The sequence below is a fragment of the Pseudomonas sp. TE6288 genome, from assembly GCF_054062095.1.
On sequence record NZ_JBSSEW010000034.1, the window covers coordinates 20,588 to 32,358 of the forward strand.

An 11,771-nucleotide genomic window follows, 5' to 3' on the forward strand; every position below is an offset into this window, starting at 1 on the left:
AGCCGCGATGCAGGCACCGCGGTTTCTGGCACCCGCTTCGCGGGTGATCGCGGCTGAAGCCGCTCCTACGGGGCGGCCTTAATGCGAATGCGGCGCGTGGAACTGCGAGGCCAGCTCACGTAGCAACGCCTCGGCCTCCAGCACCTTGTTCACCACTTCTTGCGCCTTGTCCCGGGTCAGCCCCAGGCGCTCGAGCAGGGCATCCGGGATCTCGCCCTGTGGTCCCGAACCAATCCCGCGCGAGCGCAGCAGGCGAATAGCCAGGCACACCAGGTTCGGGAAGGCCGAGTGCTCACCGTCATAGGTCGGGTCATGCTGGAAACGCAAGGCTGTGGAGAGTTCGTCAGGCATGTCCCACAGCTTCATCAGCCAGGCACCGATCTGTTCACGGCTGATCCCCAGCAAGTGGTGTTCTACATAGCTGTGGCACAGGTGCGGGTTGACCTCCAGATGGCGGCAGATCAGCGAGAAATGTGGCGGGAAGACGTGGGCCAGCAGCAGGTAGCCGAAGTTGTGCAGCAGCCCGGCGAGATAGGTAAGGCCTGCTTCCGGGCGCTCTGCGCGCGGCATGGCGCGGGTCAGGCCCTCGATCACCGCCGCAGTGTAGATCGACTGCTGCCAGTACGGCGTGGCCTGTTGCGGGTGGTCCTTAGGCAGGCTCAGGGTCTTGCCCAGGGCCAGGCCCAAGGCCAGGTTGATCACCAGGTCGAAGCCCAATACCCGGACGATGGCATCTTCCACCGAGCGGATCTTGCCGGGTGACGCGTAATAGGGCGATGCCGCCCAGCTGACGACCTGCGCGGCCAGCGCCGGGTCGGTTTCGACCACGCCGGTGATGTCGTCGATGCTGGCATTGGGGTCGACACGCAGCTTGATGATCTTCTGCGCGGTGTCGGCCAGCGGCGGAATTTCGATGGTCTGCTCCAGGCGTTGCTGGATGCGGCGTGCGGTGAAAGCCTGGACCGCGCGGATGACTTCCCTGGGAGGGCCGTCCAACTGATCGAAACTGAGGCGAATATCGCTGATCGGCTGGCCGAAGGTGCTGGCGCTGGCCTTGACCAGCATTTTCTTGAAAGCCGTCCGGCCAATTTCCAGGAGCAGCCCGGCTTCACCGGACTGGATCAGCAGGGTTTCGTTGTCGAGCAAACTCTTTTCGTACTGGCACGGCGAGCTGGTCAATGCGGGAATGGCGGGCAGGGCCTTGAGATGATGCTTGTCGAGCATCTGCTTCAAGCGCTCCAGCGGCACGGCCTTTAGCTTGCGGCCGGTCAACTCCTCGAGGCGCTTGAGGTCCAGCAACTGGCTTTGCGGGAACAGCACCATCAAGGCACCGATCTCGTCATCGAGCAGTACGGCCTGTACGCGCGAGTTGGCCGGCAGCCCCGGGTGCTCGGGCACCTCGCGGAAGCTGACGTCGAGCTTTTCGAGCAACTGCCGGATGACAGACGGTGCGTGTAGGGTTGCGGTATCCAGGGCAACTTCAGTCATGGCCTGTATCCAATCATTTCTGTAAACGCGAAGTATAACCAGCCTGACCGCCAAGCTGGATCCATTATGGGACGGGCGTCACACCTGGCCATATTGTTGGCCGTGGCGCAACCAGCGGTCGAGTAGCGGGCTGACGTGGTCGGGCCAGCGTGCCAGCAGGGCCTGGGCGGCGTCGCGTACGGCCGGCAACAGGTCGGCGTCGCGCATCAGGTCGGCGACCTTGAACTGTAGCAGGCCGGTCTGGCGAGTCCCGAGCATTTCACCGGGGCCGCGCAGCTCCAGATCCTTCTCTGCAATGACGAAACCATCGTTGGTTTCGCGCATGATGCCCAGGCGTTCGCGGCCGATCTGCGAAAGTGGCGGGTGATAGAGCAGCACGCAGTGGCTTGCCGCGCTGCCCCGGCCGACCCGGCCGCGCAGCTGGTGCAACTGCGCCAGGCCCAGGCGCTCGGGGTTCTCGATAATCATCAGGCTGGCATTGGGCACGTCGACACCGACCTCGATCACCGTGGTGGCGACCAGCAGTTGCAGCTCACCGGCCTTGAACTCGGCCATGACCGCCGCTTTTTCCGCAGGCTTCATGCGCCCATGGATCAGGCCCACGCGCAGTTCGCCCAAGGCGCTGCCCAACTCCTCGAAGGTACTTTCGGCAGCCTGGCAGGTCAGTTCCTCGGATTCCTCGATCAGGGTGCACACCCAGTAGGCCTGGCGCCCTTCGGCACAAGCGGCGCGGACTCGCTCGACCACTTCGAAACGGCGGCTGTCGGCGACCAGCACGGTATTCACCGGGGTACGCCCGGGGGGCAGCTCGTCGAGGACCGAGGTGTCCAGGTCGGCGTAGGCGCTCATGGCCAGGGTGCGGGGGATCGGCGTGGCGGTCATGATCAGCTGGTGCGGGCACAGCTGGCCCATGACGCCCTTCTTGCGCAGGGCCAGGCGCTGCTGCACGCCGAAACGGTGTTGTTCGTCGATGATCGCCAGGGCCAGGTGCTTGAACTGCACCTCGTCCTGGAACAGCGCGTGGGTACCGACCACCATGGGCGCGCCATTGGCGATCTGCTCCAGGGCGCTGGCGCGGGCCTTGCCCTTGAGCTTGCCGGCCAGCCAGGCGACTTCGATACCCAGCGGCTCGAGCCAGCGTTTGAAGGTGATGAAATGCTGCTCGGCGAGGATCTCGGTGGGGGCCATCAGCGCCACCTGGTAGCCAGCCTCCAGGGCCTGCAGAGCCGCGAGGGCGGCGACCACGGTCTTGCCGGCGCCCACGTCACCCTGTACCAGGCGCATCATCGGTTCGGGTTGGCTGAGGTCGTAGGCGATCTCGTTGCCGACGCGCTGCTGGGCACCTGTCGGGTTGAAGCCGAGGTTGGCCAGGTATTGCGCTGGCAGGCGGCTAGCCCTGGGCAATACCGGCGCACGCAGGCTGCGCTGGCTCTCACGCAGGCGCTGCTGGGAGAGCTGATGGGTCAGCAGCTCCTCGAAGGCCAGGCGGTGCTGGGCCCAGTGATGGCCCTCGGCAAGTTCGTCGAGGTCGGCGTCGGCAGGCGGGTTGTGCAGGTAGCGAATGGCATCGCTCAACGGCGCCAATTGGTAGTCGCGGGCCAGTTGGTCGGGCAGCCAGTCGGGCAGGCTGCGCGGGCCGAGCAGGCCCAGGCTCTGCTGGCAGAGCAGACGCAGGCGTTGTTGGGTGAGGCCTTCGGTGGTCGGGTAGATCGGCGTCAGCGTCTGTTCGACCGGCGGTGGCGCTTCTTCGCCGTTCAGCGCACGGTATTCGGGGTGGTAGATTTCCAGGCCCGAGGCGCCCGGACGTGCTTCGCCATAGCAACGCAGGTGGGTGCCACGCTTGAGGCCCTCCTTCTGCGCATTGCTGAAATGGTAGAAGCGCAGGCTCAGCGTGCCGCTGCCATCGCCCAGGCGCACCACCAGACTGCGGCGCTTGCCCATGGTCACGTCAGCCCCGCTGACCACGCCCTCGATCACCGCGTCCTGGCCGGGACGCAGTTGGCCGATGGGGACTACGCGGGTTCGGTCCTGATAGCGCAACGGCAGGTGGAACAGCAGGTCCTGCAGGTTCTCCAGACCGACCTTGGCGAGTTTCTCTGCCATGGCTTCACCAACACCCTTGAGCGTGGTGACCGGGACGTTCGACAGCTCGGTCATGGGTTCAGGCCGGTTGTTCCACGGGCGGCTTGGCCACCGAGCAGAGGCGGATCGAGTCGGCGAGGATCTCGATGGCCTTCGGCCGCGGGAAGCTGGCGCGCCAGGCGATGGCCACGGTGCGGAACGGTGCGGGCGCGGTCAGCGGGCGAACTTCGATGACGCCCGGTGCATAGTGATGGCTGTGTACGGCCGACAGCGGCAGGATCGAGACGCCCAGGCCGGAGGCGACCATGTGGCGGATGGTTTCCAGTGAGCTGGACTCGACCGTGGTGTGCTTGGAGGCTTCGCCGCCCTTGTTCAGTGTCGGGCAGGCTTCGAGCACCTGGTCGCGGAAACAATGCCCCTCGCCCAGCAGCAGCAGGCTCTTGTCGTTGAGCATGGCGGTGTCGATGGTGTCCTTGGCGGTCCAGGGATGGTCGGCCGGCATCAGCGCACAGAACGGTTCGTCGTACAGCGGCAGGGTCAGCACGTCGGCCTCGTTGAACGGCAGGGCGATGATCACCGCGTCCAGTTCGCCGTTGCGCAGCTTTTCGCGCAGCACATGGGTGAAGTTCTCTTCGATGTACAACGGCATCTGCGGCGCCACGCGGTGCAGTTGCGGGATCAGGTGCGGGAAGAGATAGGGGCCGACGGTGTAGATGGCGCCGACCTTGAGCGGGGCGGTCAGCTGGTTCTTGCCGGCCTGGGCGAGCTCGCGGATGCCTTGAGCCTGCTCCAGTACCTTCTGCGCCTGGGCGACGATGCTCTCGCCGACCGGCGTGAGGCGCACCGCGCTCTTGCTGCGCTCGAAGATCAGCACGCCGAGTTCGTCCTCGAGCTTCTTCACGCCCACCGACAGGGTCGGTTGGCTGACGTGGCAACGCTCGGCCGCGTGGCCGAAGTGCTGCTCCTGCGCGAGGGTAACGATGTAGCGAAGTTCGGTGAGGGTCATAACGTGCGTCCATGAAGTTGCGGCCCCAGCATAGCGGCTGCAATCGATAGACGCACGTTATCAGACTTGCCGTTTTGTGACAGAAACAAAAACGTCAGCGTCGGTCCAGCGAGTACACGAACGGCGCAACCACTTCGATCGTGCCATTGTTCAGCAACTCCGCCGGAGGCTTGGGTACCGTGCCGGCACGGCGGATCATCTCCAGCGTGGCCCGGTCCAGCGCCGCGCTGCCCGAACCACCGGCCAGCGTGTACGACACCACCTTGCCTTCGGCGTCGACCACGAAACGCAGGCGGTTGATGCCCTGCAATCCACGGCGGCGAGCGTCCTCGGGGTACTTCTTGTACTTGGCCAGGTGGCGCAGCAGGTCGCTCTGCCAGCTCGGCAGGGCATTACTGTTGGACGCGATGCTTGGCTGCGGCGCCGCCGACTTCTGCGGTGGCGTGTTGCTCGGCGGCGTGTCCGCGACGTCGTCCTTGGCCGGTGGCTCGTCTTTCGGCGGCTCAAGCTTCTTCTCGGGCTTGGGCGGCTGTGGCTTGGCCTTGGGCTTGGGCGGCTTGGGGATGGCGATCTTCGGCTTCGGCGCCTCTGCCAGCTTGGGCAGCGGCGGCTCCTCGATCGGCGTCGGCGGTTTCGGGACGGCCTTGGGCGGTGGCGGTGGCGCGGGCTCTGGCAGCGGTGCCAGCTCGACCATCATCGCTGCCGGCGGCAACTCGAGGGCCTGGGGCACCGACCAGTTGAGCGTCAGCAGCACGGCGACCGCGTGCACTCCCAGCACGATCGCCAGGCTGCCACCGTAGCGCGCCATGTTTGAGCGCGTTTTCGTCATTTCTTGGCTGCCGTCTCGAGTCCGACCAGGCCGACCTTGAGGTAGCCAGCGGCACGCATGGTGTTCATCACTTCCATCAGGTCGCCGTAATCGACGCCCTTGTCAGCCTGGAAGAAGATGGTGGTTTCCTTGTCGCCCTTGGTCTTGGCATCGAGCATCGCGCCAAGCTGGTCGCGCTGGGCCACCTCGTCGTCGCCCAGGTAGAGCTTCTTGTCGGCCTTGACGCTGACGAACACCGGCTTCTCGGGCCGCGGCGCGGGCTTGGCGGTCGAGGCGGGCAGGTCGACCTTGATGTCGACCGTGGCCAAGGGCGCCGCGACCATGAAGATGATCAGCAGCACCAGCATCACGTCGATGAACGGCGTGACGTTGATTTCGTGGTTCTCGGCGAGGTCGTCGCCACCTTCGTTGAGATGCAGGCCCATGGTTTACCCCACTTTCACCATGTGCGGGGCGGCGCGTTCGCCACCCTGGTGGTCCAGATCACGGCTGACCAGCAGCAGGACCTGGGCGGAGGCGTCGGACACCTGTGCCTTGTAGCCGGCGATGGAGCGGGCGAAGACGTTGTAGATGACCACGGCCGGGATCGCGGCAACCAGGCCCAGGGCGGTGGCCAGCAGGGCTTCGGCGATGCCTGGGGCGACCACGGCGAGGTTGGTGGTCTGGGTCTTGGCGATGCCGATGAAGCTGTTCATGATGCCCCACACGGTACCGAACAGACCGACGAACGGGGCAGTGGAACCGATGGTGGCCAGCACGCCAGTGCCGCTGCTCATGGTGCGGCCGCTGGCGGCCACCAGGCGCTCCAGGCGGAAGCTCACGCGTTCCTTGATGCCTTCCTTCTCGCGGGCGTTGACCGACAGGCGCATTTCTTCGAGGGCGTCATGCACCAGGGTGTGGGCCAGGGTGCCTTCCTTGTTCGACACCTCGCTGGCTTCTTTCAGGCTCACCGAGCGTTTCAGGGCGGCGATCTCGCCACGCAGGCGGCGTTTGGCGCCCATCAGCTCGAAGCCTTTGGCGATCCAGATGGTCCAGGTGATGATCGAGGCGATGGCCAGGCCGATCATCACGGCCTTCACCACCACGTCGGCGTTCTTGTACATGCCCCATGGGGACAGGTCGTGGGCCATGCCCAGCGAGGTGTCTTCGACCATCGCCTGCACGTTCTCGTCGGCCGGTGCCTGGCCATCCACTGGGGCGTTGGCGTCGGCAGGCGCGTCGGTTGGTGCGGCTACCGGTGCCTGGCCTTCGGCGGCTGGCGCGGCCGGGGCGCTGGCGGCTGCCGGTGCGGCGGCAGTGGCGGCGGGCTCATCGGCCATGGCCACGGGGGCCAGTACCAGGCTGAACATCAGCGCGGCAATGGCGCGCCAGGCGCGCGACGGGGTTGGCGAAGCGGAAGGTTGAGTACGTGTCATGCTGGCCGGACCTGATGAAGAGAAATGGGTTGAGTTCTTCAAGGCCTCGAAGCAGGCCGAGAACAGACAGGGCCGCCATTATTGCAAGTAATTCTTGTTAACAAAAGAATGGAGAGCGCTTTTTTTAACCTTTGTCTAGCCGCTGATCGCTAAATCCGGTTAGCGTGAACCTTTGGATTTGGAGTTTCATGATGTCGGACCTGAGTGCGTTGATCGTCGGCTGCGGCGATGTGGGAGGCCGTCTGGCCCGCCAGTTGCTCGCCGATGGGTGGCAGGTCGATGGCCTGCGCCGGTCGGTGCGGGACCTGCCCGAAGGGGTGCGGCCCGTTGCCGCCGACCTGTCGAACCCGCGCCTGCCGGAAGTGTGGCCCACGCGCGCGCCGGACTACCTGGTGTACTGCGTGGCGGCCAGCCAGCATGACGAAGCGGGCTACCAGGCCGCCTATGTCGACGGTTTGCGCCATGTGCTCGATTGGTTGAAAACCAAGGGTCAGCGGCCGCGTCGCCTGCTGTTCGTTTCCAGCAGCAGTGTCTATGCACAACAGGATGGTGAGTGGATCGACGAGAGCGCAGCCACCGCACCTGAGGGGTATTCAGGCAAGGTGATGCTCGAAGCGGAGCGCCTGGCGCTGGGTAGCGGCATCCCCGCCAGCATCGTGCGCCTGACCGGCATCTACGGACCGGGACGTGAGTGGTTGCTGAGCCAGGTACGCCAAGGCTACCGAGTGGCCGAGGAGCCGCCATTGTACGGCAACCGCATTCACGCCGAGGATGCCGCTGGTTTGCTGGCGCACCTGCTGCAGGCCGATGCCCGGGGTGTGGTGCTGGACGACTGCTATATCGGTGTCGATGACGACCCGGCAGCGCTGGCTGACGTGGTGGGCTGGCTGCGCGAGTACCTGGGGGTCACCGAGTGGTCGGACCAGCAGCGGGTGCGGCGTACCGGCAGCAAGCGTTGCAGCAATGCGCGGGCGCGGGCGCTAGGATGGGTGCCGCAGTATCCGAGTTATAAAGAAGGCTATGCGGCCATTCTCCAAGGGCGTGGTTGAGAGAGCCGGCCCCATCGCGGGGCCAGTCGGGTCGCCGCGCTGATGGCTAATCCTTTTCCAGCACCCACTGCCGGGCGCCGGCAGTCAGTTGCGGCATCTCATCCGGCTGGGCGCGGTTGACTGCCTGGAAGATCTCCAGGGTGTCGCCATCGCGCTTGAAGATCCACGGGGCGCCACGCTGGTTGCGCTCCAGCCACAGGCTGTCGTTGCCATCGCCCATGGTCGCGCAGTCACCCGCCAGGCACAGGGCAAAGCGGTCCGGGCCGGGCAGGCCGGTGACGTTGCCGGTATCGCTGAAGCGCACCAGCGCGCCCTTGCCCTGGCCCTCGACGATCTTCCAGTCGCCGCCCAGGTATTGCTGGTACAGCGCCTTCTCGAAGCTGCCGCCCAGTGCAGCGCCTTCTGACGCCTTGCTGCGCACGAAGGTCTGCTGATGGCCGGAGGGGTCGATCGCCACGAGTTCGTCGCCATCGAGCTTGAGCTGTTCGGTCAGGTCGCCTTCGAAGGTGACCTGCCAGTCCTTCTCGTTGGCGCTCAGGCGCCCGTCGGCGGCCTCGAAGCCATTGCTGAAGCTGGCCTGCTGGTTCTTGACGTCGATCTTCCACTCGAACACCGGGCCCTTGGCATCCAGGGCCTGGCGCAGGCTGGTGCCTTTGCTGGCGGCATCGATGGCGGCCTGGTTGATCCAGGTGCCGTTGAAATCTTCAGGCTTGTGGCTGGCGCAGCCGCCCAGGAGCAGGGCTGCCAGCGTGAGAGGCAATGCGTGGCGCATGGTGAAAACCTTGAGGCAGGAGGGGGTGACGGGCCTCGGCCCGTCACCGGGGTATTACTCGAGGACCAGGATGGCGTCCATCTCGACCTGGGCACCCTTCGGCAGCGCGGCCACGCCGATGGCGGCGCGGGCCGGGTAAGGCTGTTCGAAGTAACGGCCCATGATCTCGTTGACCTTGGCGAAGTGGCTCAGGTCGGTGAGGAAGATGTTCAGCTTGACGATGTCCTTGAACGAACCGCCGGCAGCTTCAGCCACCGACTTCAGGTTCTCGAACACCTGGACGGTCTGGGCTTCGAAGCCTTCGACCAGCTCCATGGTCTTCGGGTCGAGCGGGATCTGACCCGACATGTACACGGTGTTGCCAGCCTTGATCGCTTGCGAGTAGGTGCCGATGGCGGCAGGGGCTTTTTCGCTGGTGATGACGGTCTTGCTCATGATGACTCCTTGCGGTTGGCGGACTACGCACGCATCCGGGTGATGCGGACCACGCCGGTCAAGGTGCGCAGCTTCTTGATCACACGGGCCAGGTGCACGCGGTCGTGCACGCTGACCACCAGTTGGACCACGCTGATACGGCCGTCGCGTTCGTCCATGCTGATTTTCTCGATGTTGCCGTCGGCGGCATTGACGCTGCTGGCCAGCAGGGCGATCAGGCCGCGCTGGTGTTCCAGCTCGACGCGCAGCTCGACGTTGAACTCGCCGGTGATGTCCTTGGCCCAGGAGAGCTGCAGGCACTTCTCCGGGTTATGGCGGACTTCACTGATGTTACGGCAGTCTTCCAGGTGCACGACCATGCCTTTGCCCGCCGACAGGTGGCCGACGATCGGGTCGCCCGGGATCGGCGTGCAGCATTTGGCGTAGCTGAGCACCAGGCCCTCGGTACCGCGGATCGCCAGCGGGCCTTCCGGGGCCGGAAGCTGCTCGCCTTCGGCGGACAACAGGCGTCGGGCGACCACGTAGGCCATGCGGTTGCCCAGGCCGATGTCTTCGAGCAGGTCCTCGACCAGCTCCAGGCGATACTCGGTGAGGATCGACTGGATACGCTCCTGGGGAATCTTTTCCAGGCTGCTGTCGAAGCCGGTCAGTACCTTGTTCAGCAGGCGCTCGCCAAGGCTGATGGACTCGGAGCGGCGCTGCTGTTTGAGAGCGTGGCGGATGTGCGTGCGCGCCTTGCCGGTGACCACGAAGTTGAGCCAGGCCGGATTCGGCCGGGCGCCCGGTGCGCTGACGATCTCGACGGTGGAGCCGCTCTGCAGCGGCTCGGACAGCGGCGCCAGGCGGCGATTGATGCGGCAGGCGATGCAGCTGTTGCCGACGTCGGTGTGCACCGCGTAGGCGAAGTCGACCGCGGTGGAGCCTTTGGGCAGCTCCATGATCCGGCCTTTGGGGGTGAAGACGTAGACCTCGTCCGGGAACAGGTCGATCTTCACGCTCTCGATGAATTCCAGCGAGTTGCCGGCGCGCTGCTGCAGCTCGAGGATGCCTTTGACCCATTGGCGGGCGCGGGCATGGCTGCCTTTTGGCTGCTCTTCCTCGTTGGACTTGTACAGCCAATGCGCGGCGATGCCATTGTTGGCCATCTCTTCCATTTCGCGGGTGCGGATCTGGATTTCGATGGGCACGCCGTGCATGCCGAACAGCGTGGTGTGCAACGACTGGTAGCCGTTGGCCTTGGGGATCGCGATGTAGTCCTTGAAGCGACCCGGCAGTGGCTTGTACAGGTTGTGCACGGCGCCGAGCACGCGGTAGCAGGTGTCGACCTTGTCGACGATGATGCGGAAGGCGTACACGTCCATGATCTCGGTGAAGGCGCGGCGCTTGCCGCGCATCTTCTTGTAGATGCCATAGAGGTGTTTCTGCCGGCCACTGACCTCGCCTTCGATACCGTCGGCGGCCAGGCAGTTGGCCAGCGAGGTCTCGATCTTGGCGACGATTTCCTTGCGGTTGCCGCGCGCGGCCTTCACCGCCCGGTGGATCAGCGACGAGCGCATCGGGTGCATGGCCTTGAAGCCGAGGTCCTCGAATTCCACGCGCACGGTGTGCATCCCCAGCCGGTTGGCGATGGGGGCGTAGATTTCGAGGGTTTCCTTGGCGATGCGCCGGCGTTTCTCGCCGGAGAGCACTTCCAGGGTGCGCATGTTGTGCAGGCGGTCGGCCAGCTTGACCAGGATCACGCGGATATCGCGGGCCATGGCCATGGCCATCTTCTGGAAGTTCTCGGCCTGCGCCTCGGCCTTGGTCTCGAAGTTCATCTGGGTCAGCTTGCTGACCCCGTCGACCAGTTCGGCGACGGTCTCGCCGAATTGCTGGCTCAAGGCTTCCTTGGCGATGCCGGTGTCTTCGATCACGTCGTGCAGCATGGCCGCCATCAGGCTCTGATGGTCCATGTGCATGTCGGCGAGGATGCTGGCGACCGCCAGCGGATGGGTCACGTAGGGCTCGCCGCTGCGGCGGCGCTGGCCATCGTGGGCCTGTTCGGCGTAGAAGTAGGCCCGACGAACCAGGTTGACCTGTTCGGGGCCCAGATAGGTCGACAGCCGTTCGGCGAGGGCTTCTATACCCGGCATGGTTTCACCTCTTGCAGTAGAAGAGGGCCTTGCGCCGCACGGTGTCGACTGGGCATCAATCAGACGGCCTCGTTGTTCTCGTCCTCGAACGCGGCGAATACCGGATCCTCGGTGACGATCTCTTCGGCGGCGATGAACTCTGGCGTGACAATGCCTTCGGCGATTTCACGCAGGGCGACGACGGTAGGCTTGTCGTTTTCCCACGCAACGCGTGGCTCTTTGCCGCCGGTAGCCAGCTGGCGGGCGCGCTTGGTCGAGAGCATGACCAGCTCAAAGCGGTTATCCACGTGTTCCAGGCAGTCTTCAACAGTTACGCGGGCCATGGTCTTCCTCAGTAGCAAATGCGGTTAGGCGTGCAGCCCAGAATGGGCAGGCGGACTCGATAGTTTAAAAAATCACCAGCCAATAGGGAAGGACTGTTTTGTCGGGTGTACCTGTGGCGCCTGTATCGCGGGGGGAGCCCCCGCCCCCGCCATTGGTTCCGAAGCGGGGGCCGGGGGTGGGGGGGTTGCCCGCGGTAGGGGCGATACCCGCAACATCACCCAAACGCCCCTTGCCGACAA

Annotated in this window: 11 protein-coding genes; 1 reads left to right on the top strand and 10 read right to left on the bottom strand. The window is 65.0% G+C overall.

Going from position 1 to position 11,771, the window contains the following annotated elements; all coding sequences use genetic code 11:
* Window positions 1-78: 78 nt before the first annotated feature.
* From ACVWY1_RS25000 to exbB, 6 genes are all read right to left on the bottom strand, one after another.
* Window positions 79-1,488: an aminoacyl-tRNA deacylase and HDOD domain-containing protein gene (locus ACVWY1_RS25000; RefSeq protein ID WP_277502429.1), complete on the bottom strand. Its 1,410-nt coding sequence runs from the start codon at window positions 1,486-1,488 to the stop codon at window positions 79-81.
* Window positions 1,489-1,566: 78 nt separating this feature from the next.
* Window positions 1,567-3,645, bottom strand: coding sequence for an ATP-dependent DNA helicase RecG (recG, locus tag ACVWY1_RS25005; protein WP_457378887.1), 2,079 nt, complete (start codon window positions 3,643-3,645; stop codon window positions 1,567-1,569).
* A gap of 4 nt (window positions 3,646-3,649) precedes the next feature.
* Window positions 3,650-4,576, bottom strand: coding sequence for a hydrogen peroxide-inducible genes activator (locus ACVWY1_RS25010; protein WP_102684588.1), 927 nt, complete (start codon window positions 4,574-4,576; stop codon window positions 3,650-3,652).
* A gap of 94 nt (window positions 4,577-4,670) precedes the next feature.
* The gene (locus ACVWY1_RS25015) at window positions 4,671-5,405 is read right to left on the bottom strand and encodes an energy transducer TonB (RefSeq protein WP_457378888.1); all 735 of its coding nucleotides are present in this window, start codon (window positions 5,403-5,405) and stop codon (window positions 4,671-4,673) included.
* Window positions 5,402-5,830: a TonB system transport protein ExbD gene (gene exbD, locus ACVWY1_RS25020; protein WP_023632733.1), complete on the bottom strand. Its 429-nt coding sequence runs from the start codon at window positions 5,828-5,830 to the stop codon at window positions 5,402-5,404. The genes ACVWY1_RS25015 and exbD overlap by 4 nt, the downstream gene beginning before the upstream one ends.
* Before the next feature lie 3 nt (window positions 5,831-5,833).
* Entirely contained in the window at window positions 5,834-6,820 is a 987-nt protein-coding gene (exbB, locus tag ACVWY1_RS25025) for a tonB-system energizer ExbB (RefSeq protein WP_457378889.1), read from the bottom strand.
* Between the two features lie 191 nt (window positions 6,821-7,011).
* Between exbB and ACVWY1_RS25030 the strand changes: the two genes are divergently transcribed.
* Window positions 7,012-7,869 carry an SDR family oxidoreductase gene (locus tag ACVWY1_RS25030; RefSeq protein WP_457378890.1) on the top strand — a complete coding sequence of 286 codons (858 nt, stop codon included), beginning with the start codon at window positions 7,012-7,014 and terminating at the stop codon, window positions 7,867-7,869.
* Between the two features lie 46 nt (window positions 7,870-7,915).
* On the opposite strand, the gene ACVWY1_RS25035 is transcribed toward ACVWY1_RS25030, so the two are convergent.
* The 4 genes from ACVWY1_RS25035 to rpoZ are packed head-to-tail and all read right to left on the bottom strand — an operon-like array spanning window position 7,916 to window position 11,531.
* Entirely contained in the window at window positions 7,916-8,641 is a 726-nt protein-coding gene (locus ACVWY1_RS25035; protein ID WP_457378891.1) for a hypothetical protein, read from the bottom strand.
* A 54-nt stretch (window positions 8,642-8,695) separates the two neighbouring features.
* The gene (locus ACVWY1_RS25040; RefSeq protein WP_102684584.1) at window positions 8,696-9,076 is read right to left on the bottom strand and encodes a RidA family protein; all 381 of its coding nucleotides are present in this window, start codon (window positions 9,074-9,076) and stop codon (window positions 8,696-8,698) included.
* 23 nt (window positions 9,077-9,099) lie between these two features.
* Window positions 9,100-11,208, bottom strand: coding sequence for a bifunctional GTP diphosphokinase/guanosine-3',5'-bis pyrophosphate 3'-pyrophosphohydrolase (spoT, locus tag ACVWY1_RS25045; protein ID WP_102684583.1), 2,109 nt, complete (start codon window positions 11,206-11,208; stop codon window positions 9,100-9,102).
* A gap of 59 nt (window positions 11,209-11,267) precedes the next feature.
* Entirely contained in the window at window positions 11,268-11,531 is a 264-nt protein-coding gene (gene rpoZ, locus ACVWY1_RS25050) for a DNA-directed RNA polymerase subunit omega (RefSeq protein WP_008091595.1), read from the bottom strand.
* Window positions 11,532-11,771 lie beyond the last annotated feature (240 nt).